This window comes from Campylobacter concisus (genome assembly GCF_002092845.1).
GTDB classification, from domain to species: Bacteria; Campylobacterota; Campylobacteria; order Campylobacterales; family Campylobacteraceae; genus Campylobacter_A; species Campylobacter_A concisus_AQ.
Window position 1 is genome coordinate 1 of the sequence record NZ_LVXF01000006.1, and the last position, 17,660, is coordinate 17,660.

At 39.7% G+C, this 17,660-nt stretch carries 15 protein-coding genes; 5 read left to right on the forward strand and 10 right to left on the reverse strand.

Annotated features, from left to right (window positions below; translation table 11 throughout):
- The 10 genes from A3854_RS02440 to galU form a co-directional block, all read right to left on the reverse strand.
- Window positions 1–270: response regulator transcription factor (locus tag A3854_RS02440; protein ID WP_141081822.1), on the reverse strand; the 270-nt coding region annotated here is incomplete at its 3' end.
- Between the two features lie 90 nt (window positions 271–360).
- A complete protein-coding gene (gene nrfD, locus A3854_RS02445; protein ID WP_084041179.1) occupies window positions 361–1,296 on the reverse strand; it encodes an NrfD/PsrC family molybdoenzyme membrane anchor subunit in 936 nt (311 codons plus the stop codon).
- Complete coding sequence (locus tag A3854_RS02450; RefSeq protein WP_009294242.1) at window positions 1,289–1,852, reverse strand: 4Fe-4S dicluster domain-containing protein; 564 nt, start codon at window positions 1,850–1,852, stop codon at window positions 1,289–1,291. The genes nrfD and A3854_RS02450 overlap by 8 nt, the downstream gene beginning before the upstream one ends.
- A 9-nt stretch (window positions 1,853–1,861) precedes the next feature.
- On the reverse strand, window positions 1,862–4,135 hold the full coding sequence (gene phsA, locus A3854_RS02455) for a thiosulfate reductase PhsA (protein ID WP_084041180.1): 2,274 nt from the start codon (window positions 4,133–4,135) through the stop codon (window positions 1,862–1,864).
- Window positions 4,136–4,419: 284 nt separating this feature from the next.
- The gene (locus A3854_RS02460) at window positions 4,420–5,907 is read right to left on the reverse strand and encodes an anaerobic C4-dicarboxylate transporter (protein ID WP_054196953.1); all 1,488 of its coding nucleotides are present in this window, start codon (window positions 5,905–5,907) and stop codon (window positions 4,420–4,422) included.
- A gap of 91 nt (window positions 5,908–5,998) precedes the next feature.
- The gene (locus tag A3854_RS02465; protein WP_072595163.1) at window positions 5,999–7,399 is read right to left on the reverse strand and encodes an aspartate ammonia-lyase; all 1,401 of its coding nucleotides are present in this window, start codon (window positions 7,397–7,399) and stop codon (window positions 5,999–6,001) included.
- Window positions 7,400–8,060: 661 nt separating this feature from the next.
- Entirely contained in the window at window positions 8,061–9,650 is a 1,590-nt protein-coding gene (locus tag A3854_RS02470) for an ABC-F family ATP-binding cassette domain-containing protein (protein ID WP_084041181.1), read from the reverse strand.
- A 63-nt stretch (window positions 9,651–9,713) separates the two neighbouring features.
- Entirely contained in the window at window positions 9,714–10,259 is a 546-nt protein-coding gene (locus A3854_RS02475) for a DUF1287 domain-containing protein (RefSeq protein ID WP_084041182.1), read from the reverse strand.
- Window positions 10,260–10,262: 3 nt separating this feature from the next.
- Window positions 10,263–11,483: a glucose-6-phosphate isomerase gene (locus tag A3854_RS02480; RefSeq protein WP_084041183.1), complete on the reverse strand. Its 1,221-nt coding sequence runs from the start codon at window positions 11,481–11,483 to the stop codon at window positions 10,263–10,265.
- On the reverse strand, window positions 11,480–12,301 hold the full coding sequence (galU, locus tag A3854_RS02485; protein WP_084041184.1) for a UTP--glucose-1-phosphate uridylyltransferase GalU: 822 nt from the start codon (window positions 12,299–12,301) through the stop codon (window positions 11,480–11,482). The genes A3854_RS02480 and galU overlap by 4 nt, the downstream gene beginning before the upstream one ends.
- A 126-nt stretch (window positions 12,302–12,427) precedes the next feature.
- Here galU and A3854_RS02490 point away from each other — a divergent pair, with 126 nt between their 5' ends.
- The 5 genes from A3854_RS02490 to A3854_RS02510 all read left to right on the forward strand — a co-directional run bounded on the left by A3854_RS02490 (window position 12,428) and on the right by A3854_RS02510 (window position 17,487).
- A complete protein-coding gene (locus A3854_RS02490) occupies window positions 12,428–13,063 on the forward strand; it encodes an IMPACT family protein (protein WP_084041185.1) in 636 nt (211 codons plus the stop codon).
- Between the two features lie 45 nt (window positions 13,064–13,108).
- Window positions 13,109–13,924: a prolipoprotein diacylglyceryl transferase gene (gene lgt / locus A3854_RS02495; protein ID WP_084041186.1), complete on the forward strand. Its 816-nt coding sequence runs from the start codon at window positions 13,109–13,111 to the stop codon at window positions 13,922–13,924.
- 119 nt (window positions 13,925–14,043) lie between these two features.
- Window positions 14,044–14,742 carry a fumarate reductase cytochrome b subunit gene (locus A3854_RS02500; protein WP_021091688.1) on the forward strand — a complete coding sequence of 233 codons (699 nt, stop codon included), beginning with the start codon at window positions 14,044–14,046 and terminating at the stop codon, window positions 14,740–14,742.
- Window positions 14,743–14,756: 14 nt separating this feature from the next.
- Entirely contained in the window at window positions 14,757–16,775 is a 2,019-nt protein-coding gene (locus tag A3854_RS02505) for a fumarate reductase flavoprotein subunit (RefSeq protein ID WP_084041187.1), read from the forward strand.
- Window positions 16,768–17,487, forward strand: coding sequence for a fumarate reductase iron-sulfur subunit (locus A3854_RS02510; protein ID WP_084041188.1), 720 nt, complete (start codon window positions 16,768–16,770; stop codon window positions 17,485–17,487). The genes A3854_RS02505 and A3854_RS02510 overlap by 8 nt, the downstream gene beginning before the upstream one ends.
- Window positions 17,488–17,660 lie beyond the last annotated feature (173 nt).

Genomic DNA, 17,660 nt, shown 5'->3' on the forward strand with positions numbered 1-17,660 from the left:
GCCAATAGCCATATCGTCTATATCAACTAAAGATGTTGTTATCATGATAGGAGCGTTTGGATTTAAGCTCCTTATGTACTTGATAACCTCATGTCCATTTACGCCAGGGACTTTTATATCAAGTATAAAAAGATGATAGAAATTTTTCTCTATCAGATCACACGCCTCTTGGCCATCGCTCACTGCTGTAACTTCATAACCAAGCGTCTGCAAAAACTCACAGACGCTCTCTTGAAACCCTAAATCATCTTCTAAAAGCAAAATTTTCAAATCTCTCTCCTAAAAAATAAGTCTTATTAAGATTTAGCCCTATTGTAATATTTAATAGGTAAATTCAAAATTAAAATTATTTTTTAAGTATTAAATAAAAATTTGTCCTGCATAGACTATGTAATATCTTAGCAAAAAGACACCACAAATGACTAAAATAGCGTTTAGCACGGCAAATTCGCGTTTGAAATCATGCACCTTTAAAACGCTTAAGTCTAAAATGATAGGCACAGCCATACCAAGACCTATGACACCGATATAAAACATCAGCCCAAGAGAATTTGTGCTAAGTGCGTTTGCTACGCTCTGCGCACCACTTGCACTTGCACCTTTTACGACCATAAAAAGAGCAACTATTAGCAAAAACTCGACTATTATCGCTAAAAAGTCAAATTTTAATAAAAAGTGTGCTGTTTGGTTTTGCTCTCTCTTCTCATCTTTTAGTACGCCAAGAAGCAGTGTAAATGCACCAGCACAGCTTAAGCCAGAAACTAAGAATAATAGTGGCAAAACTGGCGTGTTCCAAAGTGCGATCTTATGAGCTGCGCTTAGCAAAAAGCCCGTATATGCGCCAACGCCGATGCCTAAGATGAAAAGCAAAACTCCAAGCAAACCTGAAAGCTTGCTAGCTAAATTTGCAAGCGCGTCAAAAAGAGAAATTTTAAGCGACGCGATCTCATTTTTAAACGCACCAAGCGCGTATATAACGCTAAGAGGCGTATAAACTAGAAGCAGTGCAACGCCTATTGACATAACTGAGTCAAAGTTGTAAAGCAAGAGTATCCAGTAAAAGCTAAGCGGCTTACCAAGATCAAGCACCAAAAGAGCAAGTCCAAGGACGATCGCCACTGGAGCGATAAGAGCGGCTGCTTTAAAGTAGTAGTTATCCTTGCCAAATTTATTTGAGATGAGCACAGCAACGATGCTAGCACCTGCACTAAGTCCTGCTAAAAATAGATAAAAAGCTATCGGCCAGCCCCAGTAAATTTCTGTGTATTGAGCTAGGCTTCCTGACATGTTATTCATGGTGTGCTCCTTTTGTATTTGCGATCATCGCAAGTGAAGGTTTTGTGTTTAACTCCGCTTTTGGCAAGTAGTATTTGCTCTCTTTTAGTTTCTTTGAAATTTTAGAGTTTTCATCATTTACGTCGCCAAAAGTTAGGGCATTTGTAGGGCAGACGCTAACACAAGCTGGATCTTTGCCCTCTTCTAGCCTGCTCTCATAGCAAAATGTGCATTTGCCTATCTCGCCATCTGGCAAGACGTAGCGAGCGTCGTATGGACAGGCTAGGATGCAGTACTTGCAACTAACGCAAATTCTGTGATCAAGCAGCGTCACGCCATCAGCCGTTTTAAAGCTAGCGCCAGTTGGACAAACCTCAACACAAGGTGCATCTTCGCACATAACGCAGCTTTGACGTAAAAAGTCAGTCTTTAAATTTGGAAATGTCCCACTCATCTTTGCATGCACCTGCAAGCGGTAAAGTCCCCTTGGCACGTTGTTTGCACTTCTGCAAGCTACCGAGCAGCCTTGACAGCCGATGCATAAATTTTCATCATGTATCATCATATATTTTTTCATTTTCTATCCTTACGCTTTACTTATGCTAACGCCAACATTTGTAACCATAGTCGCAGCCACCGGACCCTCAGCTGGATCAAGAAGCACGCTTGTGTTAAGCCCTACGTGATCTATGCTCTTAAGGCCTGGCGTGATGTGTCCAAAGCCGTGATAGATAAAGAGCGTATCTTCTCTAATGCCCTCAGTCACCATAAGCTTGCCCTTTTGCTCGCCAAATTTATTTTTGACTAAAACCGTATCGCCGTCACGTAAATTTTGCTTTTTAGCGGTGTTTGGATTTATCCAAATTGGGCTATCACTCATAAGATCATGAAGCGACGGCACCGCCTGAGTATGGCCGTTGGTATGAATAGGTGTTTTGCCGCAAGTTAAGCAAAGATCATGTCCGTCAAATGTGTCCATATCTTTGTCATTTAGCGCGCCATATCCTGCAAACTGAGCCTCGACATCAGGCAAAAATAGCTCTATCTTGCCACTTTTTGTTTTAAGCTTAGCCATATCGTCCATTAGGCCATTTTCGCCTACAAATTTAGATGCGACTGGATATTTAGCAACAAATTTATCGATCATGCCCTTTTCTCTAAACAAAATTCCCGGCTCATCCCACGTGATAAAACCATCTTTTTCCAGCGCAGCAAGTAAATTTACATCTCCACCAGCTTGCTGCATCCTAAACTCACGTATGTCGTTCCAAGTATAAAGCTCATCTATCTTCATGCGGCGTGCTAGCTCTCTAAAGATAAATGCCCCATCTTTTGTGTCACCAACTGGATCAATAACTTTATTTCTTATCATATAAGCTGGCTTTAGACCTGACTTATCCTCTATGCCTTCGTCGCGCTCAAGGTAGCTACTCTCAGGCAAAATGACATCAGCAAATGTCGCCATATCGTTTAGATAGACATCGCTTACCACGATAAAATCAAGCTTTTTCATCGCCTCTATGCTCTTCATCGTCTCAGCAACGTTTATTAGGTGATTAAAGCGGATGTTAAACCAGCCTTTTATGGCGTAAGGCTTTTCGTTTAAGATAGCGTCATTTATATCCATCAAAACGCCATGTTTTCTGCTTACAAATTTATGCCTACCAGTCTCGCCAGCAAAGTCAAGTCTAGTGACTTTTGGTACTTTAAATTTCTCATCTGGATTTTTAAGAACTGGGAATTTATCCTCGCCAACTAGCTTGTTAAAGGTTTTAGCATTTTTGCCACCAAAAAGACCGCCTTTGACCTCCCAGTTACCCATCATAGCATTTGCCACCATGATGGCCTTTGTCCTCATATATTCAGCTTTTGTGGTAGTTGTCTTATGCCCAAAATCAAAAATAACTCTTGGGGCAGCTTTATAAATTTCATCAGCGATGCGTCTAACGTCACTTGCTTTTATGCCAGTGATTGCCTCTTGCCATTCAGGCGTTTTGCCCTCTACGCTTTTAACGATCTCATCAAAGCCAGTTGTAAATTTTTCAATAAATTCTTTATCATAAGTGCCATTTTGTATCCATGTATTTATGATAGCTAGAACAAAGGCTAGATCAGTGCCAGGTCTAACTGGTAGCCACTCATCAGCCTTTGAAGCCACCACGCTAAATCTTGGCTCAAGCACAAGTAGCTTTGTATCTTTTTTAGCTGCAAATTTAGCAAGCTTTTTAGCATCAGCTATGACGATGCCCTCAAAGAGGTTGTGGCCAAAATTTACAACGTATTTTGCATTCGCAAAGTCTCTTTTTAGCTTAGCTATTCCATACATCTGCTCGCAGACCATTTGATATGTGATAGGACAGCACGAAAAGTGTGAAAAGCAGTTTGGCGAGCCGTAAGCTGAGGCAAAATTTACCATTAGCTTATGCGTTTGCGAGCTTTTACAGGTAAAAACGAAGCTTTCAGGGCCATACTTTTGCTTGATCTCAAGCATTTTTGAAGCAACTAGATCAAGTGCCTCGTCCCAGCTGGCCTCGCGCCATTTATTTTCGCCTCTCTCGCCAACCCTGATCAAAGGCTTCTTGACTCTATTTTCGTCATAAAGCTGGCTAAAACCAGAGCCACCTCTTGCACAAAGCGAAGTTGCCGTACCACCAGCTTTTGGATTACCGCTTAAGAAGCAAATTTTATTGTCAACAACCTTTGCTTCAATAGGGCATCTTGAAGAGCACATCTCGCAAAAGCTACGGACGTACTTCTCATCTTGCTTTGTAGCATTTTCTAAAGCACCGCCCGGCAAGGACGATGCAACCATACTAACTCCAGCACCGAATTTTAAAAATTCTCGTCTATTTAAGCTCATCTTTCTCCCTTTAAAAGATATTTGCCTTTAGTTATTCTAGTATTTAAAGTTGAAAATAAAATTAAATTTTACTTAATATTTATATTTAGTTTTTTAGTTTTAAAAAATTGGTATGCTAATATCAAAATGAATAAAATTATAAATTTAATTAATATAATTTTTAACGCGATCTTATTAAAATTTTAAATATAAAATTTTAATTAAGGATTTTGAATAGAAATTAAAAATTTTAAAGGGATTTAAAAAGCCGAGAGAGATCTCGGCTTAAGTTTGATTTAAAATACTTATAAAAGTATCGGAGCTATCAAAAATCCAAGTGCGACAGAAAAAGCAATAGCTAAAACACCTGGAATAAAAAAGGAGTGGTTAAATATATATTTACCTATCCTAGTTGTTCCAGTATCGTCCATTTGAACGGCTCCAAGTAGTGTCGGATATGTTGGCAATACAAACAATGCTGAAACTGCAGCAAATGATGCAACTAAAATATATGCGTCACCGTTATTTGCAGCAGTTAAACCAAGTGCGGCTATAACCGTAGGAATAAGCGCCTTTGCGGTAGCAGCTTGAGAATAAAGAAGCATACTAGCAAAAAATAGCGCAACAGCTAGCATAAACGGATAGTCTTTAACAAAATCGCCGGCAAAATTTTTGATCGCATCGGTGTGATTTACCACGAAAGTATCTCCAAGCCATGCCACGCCTAACACGCAGACGCACGCAGTCATGCCACTTTTAAATGTAGCTGTATTAAATAGCTTATCGACTTTGACACCACAAGTTAGTGTGATTAAAGTAGCGATAACTAGCATAAAGCTCATAATAGCGTTATCTCTAGTTAATACTAACACCTTTGTAGGCTTATCTGGATCTTCTACATATTTTACATTAGTAGTTGAGTCAGTTTTGACTTTTATATCTTTTGCGACAAGTTCATTAAATTTATCTGGACTTTTGGTCTCATAAATTTTTTCATAGCCTGTTACATAGCTTGGTTTTATCCAGCCTACGTTTTTACTAATAGCAGTAGCATATAAAACGACAGAGATAACACCAACTAAGAATATTAAAACAGATAGTTTAGCTCCTTTTGGAAGCTCTTTTTTCTCTTCGATTTTAACATCTTTGATTAGCCCTTCTTTAAGTCTTCTTTGATACTCTTTATCGCTACTTAGATCAAGATTATAAAATATATTTATAACAAGAGCTGTTAACATACAACCAATAAAAGTTGTAGGTATCCAGATAGCTAATAGTAATGGATAGCTAATGCCAAGTCCACCCAAAGCATGCTCACCAGCCATAAATACAACCGCTGCTGAAACTGGGCTTGCAGTAATAGCTATCTGACTAGCAACAACAGCTATACTAAGAGGCGCGCTAGGCTTAATGTTTTGTGTCTTTGCAACTTCGGTAATAACTGGAATCATAGAAAATGCTGTGTGTCCAGTACCAGCAAATACAGTTAGCAAGTAAGTAACGACCGGGGCTAAGAAATTTATGTATTTTGGATGTTTTCTTAGTATCCCTTCGGCTATTTGCACCAAATAATCAAGGCCACCAGCTACTTGCATCGCTGTAATAGCGGCTATAACGGACATAATGATTAAAATAACATCCCAAGGTATACTACCTGCTTTTAATCCAAGTCCTAAAGTTAAAACTACGACGCCAATGCCACCAGCATAACCAATAGCCATACCGCCTAGTCTAACACCCAAGAATATCGCACCAAAAAGCACGATCAACTGTAATATCAATGAAATATCCATTGAAAACTCCTCTATTAAATTTTATAACTAAAATTTTTACTTAAGCGTGTCAGAATTTTGACACGCTTTTAATAATACTTTGCTTAAATTTCTACCTAACCATGCTTGGATTTAGCATATTTTTTGGCTCTAAAATTTTATCGATCTCTTCTTTGCTTAGATAACCTCTCTCTAGGCAGATATCGCCAACTGCTTTACCTGTTTGAAGGGCTTCTTTAGCGATACTTGCAGATTTTTCGTAGCCAATGTATGGGTTAAACGCAGTTACGATACCAACTGAGCCTAGAACTGATTTTAAGCAAGCTTCTGGATTTGCTGTTAGTTTTCTTACAGCTTTTTCAGCTAGTGTTTTCATCGCGTTTTCAAGGATAAATATAGAGTTAAATAACGCATAAGCAATGCCTGGCTCAAATGCATTTAGCTCAAATTCGCCTCTCTCACTGCAAAGCATGATAGTTACGTCATTGCCGATTACTTCATAGCACGCTTCGCCTACAACCTCAGCGATAACTGGGTTTACTTTGCCTGGCATGATTGAGCTGCCTGGTTGCATTTGCGGTAAATTTATCTCGCCAAGGCCACATCTTGGACCTGAGTTCATCAAACGAAGGTCATTTGCGATTTTTGAAAGTCTAACAGCTGCAGTTTTTAACGCACCACTTACGTGTACAAAGTCTGCAGTGTCTTGTGTGGCTGCGATGAAATCATCAGCTTTTTTGAAATCAACACCAGTGATATCTTTTAACTTTTTAACAACTACATTTTTATAATCAGGGTGGCAGTTAATACCTGTACCAATTGCAGTTGCACCCATATTTAGATATGTCATTGACTCGCGTGCAGCTGTGATCTTTTCGATATCGCTTTTAATGTAGCTTGCAAATGCATTAAATGTATTTCCAAGTGTTGTAGGAACTGCGTCCTCAAGCTCAGTTCTACCCATTTTAATGATATCTTTAAAATCTTTTGCTTTTTTATCAAGTTCGTCTTTTAGTAGATTCATCGCAGCAAGCAAATCAGTAAGTTTTGCGTAAGTTGCTACTTTTATTGAGCTTGGGTAAGTGTCATTTGTGCTTTGTCCAAGGTTTGTATGATCGTTTGGATGGATGTATTGATACTCACCTTTTTTATGACCCATGCTCTCAAGTGCGATATTTGTGATAACCTCGTTTGCATTCATGTTTGTACTTGTTCCAGCACCACCTTGAACCATATCAACCACAAATTGATCTAAAAACTCACCAGCTATTACTCTATCAGCGGCTTTTGCTAGCGTATCAGCGATCTTAGGATCTAAAACGCCAACCTCTTTATTTGCAAGTGCAGCTGCTTTTTTGATTTGTGCAAATGCTTTTACAAAGTATGGATACTCTTTTAAAGTTCTACCGCTCATGTGAAAATTTTCGGTAGCTCTAAATGTTTGGATACCATAATAAAAATCGTCAGAGATTTCCAACTCACCTATAAAATCGTGTTCTTTTCTGGTTGCCATAACCATTCTCCTTATAAAAAATGTATTAATGAAATTATATAGATATTTAATATTTTAAATATTAATTACTACTTTATTTTTTTAAGCTTTGACTTTTAACCTAGATAAAACGACTTTTGGAGAAAAATTTATAGTAGTTTTTAAGCTATATTTAATAATATAGCTTAGATAAATTGTTATTTAAATAATAATATCACTTTTTTATTATATAAAAAGCTCATAATTAGCTCAAATTTATTTAAATTTTTAAGCTTAAAAGGTAAATATATAGAAAAATAACATAAAATAAATATTAAATCACACTTTTTATATCCAAAAATATAAAAAATAAAGTTAAATTTTATTTCTAATATTACTTTAGAAAGTAAAAACTAAGTAAATATCACCATATTGCAAAGTAAATTTATTAAATTTTTAAGTAGAGCCCTTAAACTAAGCATCATAAAAATATTATTTAATAAATTTTATTTTACAAATCTTACTAATACTTTAGAAATTTCTTATTAATTTTCTTTCTTAATTTATAAAGTCTTTTTATTGGATATTAATAATTCTTATAAGCTATTTTTAATTTATATGGTTAGATTAATACTTGTAAGAATTTGTAGTAAATATAAATTTTAATCTTACCCCTACAATCAGGAGCAAGAAATAACAAATTTTAGCTCTCAAGCCCTAAATTCGCTCTATACTCTTCATATGTACCTTTAAAATCAACCACTTCGCCATTGCCTTTTAGGTGTAAAATTCTATTTGCAAAGGCGTCTATCAGCTCCCTGTCGTGGCTCACGCAGATAACTGAGCCATTAAAGTTATAAAATGCCTCGCCAAGCGCGATGATAGCCTCAAGATCGAGGTGGTTATTTGGCTCGTCCATGACAAGTAAATTTGGTCTATGAAGCATGAGCTGAGCTAGCCTTACTCGGTGTTTTTCGCCACCACTTAGCGCGCCCACTGCTTTTTCTTGCTCAGCGCCGCTAAAGAGCATCCTGCCAAGGCACTTTCTGATCTCGTCGATGTCCTTGTTTTTGGCATCTTGCAAGTATTCATAAAGCTTTAGCTCGCCATCTATCTTATTTACCGTATCTTGCGCAAAATATCCAAGCTCGATGGTCGCGCCTATATGCACCTCACCCGCATCAGGCTTTATCTCGCCCATTATGATCTTACAAAGCGTACTTTTACCAACGCCGTTATGGCCGATGATAGCCAGCTTATCGCCCTTTTCAAGCTTAAAGTTAAAATTTTCAAATATCACCTTATCATCAAATTTCTTACTTACGTTTTTAAGCTCAATTAGCTCATTGCCTATCTCGCGGTTTGCACGAAAAAGTATGCTTGGATCACGCCTGCTTGATACTGCGATCTCTGCGATATCAAGCTTTTCAAGCTGTTTTGCACGAGAGGTTGCCTGCTTTGCCTTACTCGCATTTGCTGAAAATCTCGCGATAAATTTCTCCAGCTCCTCTTTCTCTTTTAGCTTCTTATCACGCTCCATTTCATGCTGCTTTGCGATTAAATTTGCAGCCATATACCAGTCGTCGTAGTTGCCTGAAAACTCGCGAATTTTCTTAAAATCCACATCCAAAATATTTGTGCAAACTCTATTTAAAAAGTGCCTATCGTGGCTGATAACCACAAGTGTGCCCTCGTGGCGGTTTAGCTCGTTTTCTAGCCATGCGATCGCGTCTATATCAAGGTTGTTTGTTGGCTCGTCTAAAAACAAGATGTCTGGCTTTGGAAATAGTACCTGCGCCAGCAAAACTTTAACTTTATCTGAGTTTTCAACCTCACTCATGAGCTTATCAAATTCATTTAGTCCAAGCGAGCTTAGGATTTTTTCTATCCTAGTCTCGTACTCGTAGCTTGGATCCTCCTCTGCGCTTATCATCTCAAGCTCGCTTAAGCGCTCGTTTATCTCATCTGTAAATTCCTCGCTCATATAGAGCTTTTCTTTCTCTTTGACAGCCTCATATAGGCGTTTGTTGCCATAAAGCACCGCATCTTTTAGCGTGAAATTTTCAAACGCAAACTGATCTTGCCCAAGCACGCCAACCTTTAGTCCATTTTCTATGACGATCTCGCCGCTAGTTGGCTCGATAGCTCCGCTTAAAATTTTTAAAAATGTTGATTTGCCAGCGCCATTTGCACCGATTAGTCCATATCTGTTGTGGCGATTTAGCTTTAAATTTACATCCTCAAATAGCAAACTGCTTGCAAATCTTTGAGTAAGTCCCCTAACTTCTAACATTATTTTTCCTTGAATTTATTTTTTTGCGATTTTGCCTAAAATTTGATTAAAAAGCCATTTTTGCTACTTTAGCCTAAAATGACCTGTGATCTTGTAGCTATAAAGTATGTTTTCTTCTTGCACGTCAGAGCCGATATTGTGGATGACAAGCGGTGTTTGGCCTTCAAATTTATCTGAGATCACACCGATGTGAGGTAAATTTTTTGGTAGCATCCATGTGACGATATCCCCTGGCAGAAATTTATCATCACTCACCTCAAAACCTTTCCTTTTTAGATAGGTAGCGATATTTAAAACACGCCTGTGATCAATGTTTTTATCAGCCTTTTTAAGTCCCCATTTTTTAGGATAAGCTGAAAAATTTTTGCTCATATCTTCAAAAATGAGCCTTTGCAGATCGATATCTTGATGCCTCAAAGCCCTTACCACCACATCCGTGCAAACGCCCTTTTTGATATCCACGTCACCCATTGGGTAGGCGAGCCTTTCGTAGCTTGGATCGTAACTTAGCGTCACGCCGATCTGCGACCTAGCGTCATTTACAAATTTGCTCGCCGAAAAGGCAAAAATTTGCGTGGCAAAAAGAGCCAAAAGTAGAAATTTCTTCATTTTCTACTTTAAAAGCATGGTTTTTAGGATACGTTTTCCTATCTCAACGCCTGGCTGATCGTAGGTGTTGATGCCTAGCATGATACCAGTGGCCGAGGTTAGTAGCTCGTAGTAAAAAATGAGCCAGCCAGCGTGAAACTCATCAAGCCTCTCAAGCGTGATAGTATCGACACTTATGCCCTCTTGCACCAGCGCCATAGCAGTCGCGTCGCACTGCAAATTTATAAGCTCATTTAGGCTTAGACCTGCCACAAAATCGCACTCTTCAAGCCCTTTTAGGCTCAAATTTGGGATAGTTTTGTCGCTCGCGTGATCTTTTATCTTTATAAATGTCACGCTCTTATCTTTTACGCCGTCCATGATAAGCTGCAAAAAGCTGTGCTGATCGCGGCTGCCAACAAGTCCAACTGGCGTAAGACCAACTCTTTTGTAGCCTCTTTTTTTGCCAAGACTCTCCGCCCAAAGCTGCACATACCAGTCGTTAAATTCAAAAAATCTATCGCAGTAGCTAAATATGACATTTATACTGGCATTTCTGCTAGTGGCGTAGTGGTAAGCTTTAGCGACTATGGAGCTATCTTTTTGCTCGATGTATTGCTTCTTGCAAGCAAGCGCACCCTCCAGAAGTGCCTTTATATCGTAGCTGCAGATACCAAGAGGCACAAGGCCAATCGCACTTAGCACGCTAAATCTCCCGCCAACATTTTTTGGAATGTTAAAAAATTTAATGCCATTTTCTTTGGCGAAATTTTCTAAATTTGTCCCAGGATCAGTGATGATGAGGAAATTTTTGCCTAAATTTTGAGGCTTAAAGTCATCAAGCAAACATTTAAAAATAGTTATCGTCTCGATCGTATTGCCTGATTTTGAGCTTATTACAAAAAGCGTCTCGTCAAAATTTACCCCATCAAGCGTGCTTTTGTAGCTGCAAGGATCGACGTTATCTAAAAACAAAAGCTCTCTTTTTATCCCCTTTGTTCCATCAAGCATCGATTTTAGCGCCTTTACGCCAAGACTGCTACCGCCAATGCCAACTAGCACGACGTTTTTGATATGAGCAAGGCCCTTTTCATACTCCTCGATCTCGCCAAGTAAATTTTGCCCAAGGGCTGGCAGGTGATAGTAGCCTATCTCGCCGCTTTCATATTCGTCGTTTATGCGTTTGGCATAGGAGTCGATGACCTCGCTGCTTGTAAAGTTAAATTTAAATGAAGTCTCTATCATTTACTGCGCTCGTAAAAGAAATTTGTAGCCTCGACAAAGCCATCGATGCTGCCACAGTCAAATCTCTTGCCTTTAAATTTATAAGCTAGCACCATGCCATCTTTTGCCTGCGCTTTTAATGCGTCCGTAATCTGAATTTCGCCATTTTTACCTGGTTTTGTTCGCTCTAAAATGTTAAAAATATCTGGCGTTAAGATGTAGCGTCCGATTATCGCTAAATTTGTCGGAGCCTCACTAGGATCAGGCTTTTCAACCATGTCACCTACCATTATAAGATCATCTTCTATAAACCTACCGCTTACGACGCCATAAGACTTGGTCTGCTCTTTTGGCACTTCCATTACTGCAACGACGCTGCAGCGATACTTTTCATAAATTTTAACCATCTGTGAAAGCACGCCTTCGCCATTTTCATTTATACATAGATCATCTGCCAAAATGACCCCAAAAGCTTCGTCACGAACTAGCGTTTTGCCCGTATAAATGGCGTGTCCAAGTCCTTTCATGGCATTTTGCCTAGTAAATGAAAATGTGCACGAACTCATTAAATTTCTAACTTCGCTTAGCAGCGACTCTTTTGAGCTACCTGCGATCTCTTTTTCTAGCTCGTAGCTGATGTCAAAATAGTCCTCAAGCGCCCTTTTCCCGCGTCCTGTGACAAAGGCCATATTATCCATGCCAGCCTCAAGTGCCTCATCAACGCCGTAGTGAATGAGCGGTTTTGTAAGGATTGGCAACATCTCTTTTGGGAGCGATTTTGTAGCTGGCAAAAACCTCGTTCCGTATCCAGCCGCTGGAAATAGGCAAGTTTGTATCATTTTAGTCCTTCATGAAAAATTGCAAAATTCTACTATCTTTTCCTTAATAATATAAATTTGTCTGAATTTACAAGGCTTTAATTAGCAAATTGATAAGATTTTTAAAATTTTAAAAAAAGAGCAAATTTGCAGACGATTGATAGGATTTTTAAAGCACAGCTTGATATAAAAAAGTCAAATTTTTTAGCATTTTTATGCCCGATAAGCGAATTTAAAAGCTTACATGAACGCCTAAAAGAGGAGCATTTTAAGGCCGTTCACGTAGTTTGGGCAACAAGGGAGTTAAACAAATACGGACAAATAGTCGAAAATCAAAGTGACGATGGCGAGCCAAAGGGCACTAGCGGTCAGCCAAGCCTAAATGCACTAAGGGGCGCTGATCTTATAAATGTTGGCGTCTTGATAGTCAGGTATTTTGGCGGGATAAAGCTTGGCACTGGAGGGCTTGTAAGAGCCTACTCTGGGGCTGTAAATGAGGTGATAAATGAAGCGATAAAAGATGATGGCGTGATGAAATTTGAGATAAAAGATGAGATCAAATTTTTTACGCCGTTTTCGCTGATGAGCCGCTTTGAGCACTATTTTTCTACTAAAAATTTAAGCGAGTTTGAAAGAGAATTTAATGACACTGGAGCGATCTGGAGCGTAAATTTAAATGAGGCTGAGTTTGCCGAGCTGTTTAAATTTTGCAAAGAATTTGAAGCAAGTGAGTTTAAATTTTTAGCCCTGCCACTTGGCAGCAAAACACTATTTTCTCATTAAAGCTAAATCATTGTAAAATCGCAAAAAAATAAAAAGAAAGTAAAAATGGAAATTTGGAACGACATTTATAACCACTTTGATCCAGTCGCCTTTAGCGTCTTTGGCTTTAGCGTGCACTGGTATGGGCTTATGTATATTTTAGCCCTTGTTTTGGCACTTGCCATGGCAAAGTATCTCGTTAAAAAAGATAAAATCCCAATCTCAAATCAGCTTTTGGATAACTACTTTTTCTGGGTTGAAATAGGTGTTATTTTAGGCGCTAGGCTTGGCTGGGTTTTAGTCTATTCAGGCGAAGTAAGCTACTACTTGACGCAGCCTTGGCAAATTTTTAATCCATTTCATAACGGCGAGTTTATAGGAATTCGTGGCATGAGTTACCACGGAGCAGTAGTTGGCTTTTTGCTTGCGACATATCTATTTTGCAAAAGGTATAAACAAAATTTATGGCAGCTACTTGATCTTTGTGCCGTTTGCATACCTTTTGGCTATACATTTGGCAGGGTCGGAAATTTCTTAAATCAAGAGCTTTTTGGACGCGTCACAGACGTGCCTTGGGCGATAAATGTTTTTGGGCAATCAAGACATCCTAGTCAGCTTTATGAGGCATTCTTAGAAGGTTTAGTTATTTTTATTATTTTATTTTTATATAGAAAATTTAAGAAATTTAATGGCGAGCTGATAGCGCTTTATGCTATTTTATACACTTTTGCAAGATTTATTTGCGAGTTTTTTAGAGAGCCTGACTCAGGGCTTGGATTTATTATTTTTAGTCTTTCAATGGGTCAAATTTTATCACTTATCATGTGTGGTTTTGGAATTTTTATTTATGCCATGCTTTATAAAAAATTTTCAAAGCTCTAATATAAGTGTTTAAAAAATATTAAAGTAAAAATCTGCTAGCATTAGCTTTATCAATTAATACTAATATTTAAATTAGTATTAAGAAATGATAATTTATTTCAAATTTCTTAGGAGGGCTCATGACCGGGCTTATAGAAGGTTTTTTGGGAAAACGGTCGGACGACAAAAAAAGTCGCACTCCAGCCGCTTGGGATAGATGGCAAAGTATTACAGGGTTTATTTTGGCCTGTTTTATATTGTGCCATATGGTTTTTACTTCTACTATACTACTTGGCAAAGACGCATTTAACGCTGTCGTAGGGTTTGCGGAGGCTAAATTTTTATTTGGAGAAGCTACATGGTGGATCACTAACGTCATAGCTGCGGTAATATTTGCCATTTTTATCGCTCATGCATTTTTAGCTATGAGAAAATTTCCAGCAAACTACAGACAATATCTAATGTTTAGAGGCCACAAAGACCGCATGAAGCACCTTGACACTACGCTTTGGTGGTTTCAGTTTTTAACCGGTTTTGCTCTATTTTTTGCAGCCAGCGCACACTTAGTGGATATAGTCTTTGGTGGACATATTACTGCCGACAAATCAGCGGCTGCATTTCATCAACTAGAAATTTTCTACTTCGCACTACTTGTTTTTATGGTCGTTCACGCTAGTATCGGTATGTACCGCTTGTATGTCAAATGGATAAGCATTGATGGTGCAAATAAGCACGAAATGTTTGCCAAAAGAAATAAGGCAAAAACAATTGTATTTGCCGTTTATGGCATACTTGCTATAATTGCGCTAATCGCCGATTTCGTGTGGATCAGCCATTAAAAAGGAGCTAGAAGATGAATGTAAAATATTATGATGCATTGGTAATTGGTGGTGGTCTAGCTGGTCTTCGAGCTGCTGTGGCTGCTGGAGGAAAGGGGCTAAGTACGGTAGTTTTGAGCCTAATTCCCGTTAAGCGCTCGCACTCTGCGGCTGCGCAAGGCGGTATGCAAGCCTCTTTGGGAAATTCAAAAATGAGCGAAGGCGACAATGAGGACGTGCACTTTGCCGATACGGTAAAAGGTAGCGACTGGGGCTGCGATCAGCAAGTTGCACGTATGTTTTGTCAAACTGCGCCTAAGGCGATCCGCGAGCTAGCGGCTTGGGGCGTGCCTTGGACTCGTATAACAAAAGGTGAGAGAAGCGCTATCATCAACGCTCAAAAAACGACCATCGTAGAAAAAGAAGAAGTCCACGGACTCATCCACTCTCGCGACTTTGGCGGAACTAAAAAATGGAGAACATGCTTTACAGCCGATGCCACCGGTCACACTATGCTTTTTGCCGTAGCAAACGAAGCTCTAAAACACAACGTCGAAATTCATGACAGAAAAGAAGCTATCGCGCTAATCCACTCAAACAACCGCTGTTACGGCGCGATCGTTCGCGATCTAGTTAACGGCGAGATCACTGCATACGTCGCAAAAGGTACGCTAATCGCTACGGGCGGCTACGGTAGGGTTTATAAACACACTACAAACGCCGTAGTTTGCGAAGGTATCGGCGCGGCCATCGCTCTTGAGACGGGCGTAGCTCAGCTAGGAAATATGGAAGCGGTGCAGTTTCACCCGACTCCGATCGTTCCAAGCGGTATCTTGCTAACGGAAGGTTGCCGCGGCGACGGTGGAATTTTGCGCGACGTGGACGGATATCGCTTTATGCCCGACTACGAGCCTGAGAAAAAAGAACTAGCTAGCCGCGACGTCGTAAGCCGCCGTATCATGGAGCATATCCGCGCAGGCAAAGGCGTACCTAGCCCGTACGGATATCATGTTTGGCTAGATATCTCTATCCTTGGACGCGAGCATATCGAGAAAAACTTACGCGACGTTCAAGAAATTTGCGAAATCTTTAACGGCATCGATCCTGCTGACACCGAAGTATACACCGACGAAAACGGTCGCCAACGCGGTAAAGGCTGGGCGCCGATCCTGCCTATGCAGCACTACTCTATGGGCGGCATAAAAACTAAGCCTACAGGCGAGAGCCCGACGTTAGCAGGTCTATTTAGCGCCGGCGAGGCTGCATGCTGGGATATGCACGGATTTAACCGCCTAGGCGGCAACTCCGTTTCAGAAACCGTCGTAGCTGGCATGATCGTTGGGGACTATTTTGCCGACTACTGTGGCAGCCACGAGATAGATATAAATACCGCAGATATCGAAAAATTCGTTAAAAAAGAGGAAGACTATCTAAAAAGCCTTGTCGAAAAAGAGGGCAAATTTAACGTATTTGAGATCAAAAACAAGATGAAAGACATCATGTGGGAGCACGTAGCGATCTTTAGAACAGGCGAAGGTCTAGCCGTAGCAGTAAAAGAGCTAGAAGAACTTTATAAGCAATCTTTAGACGTTAAAGTCACAAATAAGGCGCTATTTGGCAATCCTGAGCTTGAGGAGGCCTACCGCGTACCAAAGATGCTAAAACTAGCTCTTTGTATCGCAAAAGGCGCGCTTGATCGCACCGAGAGCCGTGGAGCGCACTGCCGCGAGGACTATCCGAAACGCGACGACCTAAATTGGCTAAACAGAACTCTAACTAGCTGGAAAGAGGGCGATACGCTACCGACTATCGTATATGAGCCACTTGATATTATGAAAATGGAAATGCCACCAGCATTTAGAGGCTATGGTGCGAAAGGTAATATTATTGAGCATCCAGATAGTGCCATCCGCCAAAAAGAGGTTGATGAAATTCGTGAGAAAATGCAAGCTGAAGGTAAGAGCAGACAAGAAATTCAAGAGGCTTTAATGCACTATGATCTTCAACCAAAATATAAAGCACCAAACGAAAGAGCAGGAATAGGATATGAGTAGAAAAATAACCATAAAAGCATTTAAATATAATCCGTTAAGCAAAATTTCAAAGCCGCACTTTGCGACCTACGAGCTAGAAGAGACTGATGGTATGACATTGTTTATCGCGTTAAATATGATTCGCGAGAAATTTGACCCGGATCTTAGCTTTGACTTTGTTTGTCGTGCTGGAATTTGTGGAAGTTGTGGCATGCTTGTAAATGGCAAGCCAAGATTAGCTTGTAGAACTCTTACTAAAGATTTTGAAAGCGGAGTAATTGAGCTTATGCCTTTGCCAGTATTTAAGTTACTAAAAGACTTAAGCGTAGATACGGGCAACTGGATGAATGCGATGAGTAGGCGTGTGGAGAGCTGGATACATACAGACCACGAGACCGATATCTCTAAGCTTGAGGAAAAGGTTGAGCCCGAAGTAGCGCAGGAAGTATTTGAGCTTGATCGCTGCATCGAGTGCGGTATCTGCGTAGCTGCATGCGGTACGGCTATCATGAGGCCTGATTTCATCGGTGCGGTCGGACTTAACCGCGTAGCTAGGTTTAAAATCGACGCGCTTGATAAACGAACCGATGAGGACTTTTACGAGCTTATCGGCGACGATGACGGCGTATTTGGCTGTATGACTTTGCTAGGCTGTGAAGACAACTGCCCTAAACACTTACCACTTCAAAGCCGCATAGCTTATATGCGTAGAAAAATGGCTACTATAAAATAGCAAAGGGGCTGTAAGAGCCCCAAATTTACTTCTAAATTTATTAAAAAAGACTGCAAATAGATACCAAAAGGCATAAAAAGATATCAATAGATAAAAATAAGAAAAATAAAAATATCAGAAATGGGATTGATAAGAGTGCGCCCATTATATAACCAAGTGGAAATGCGATAAAT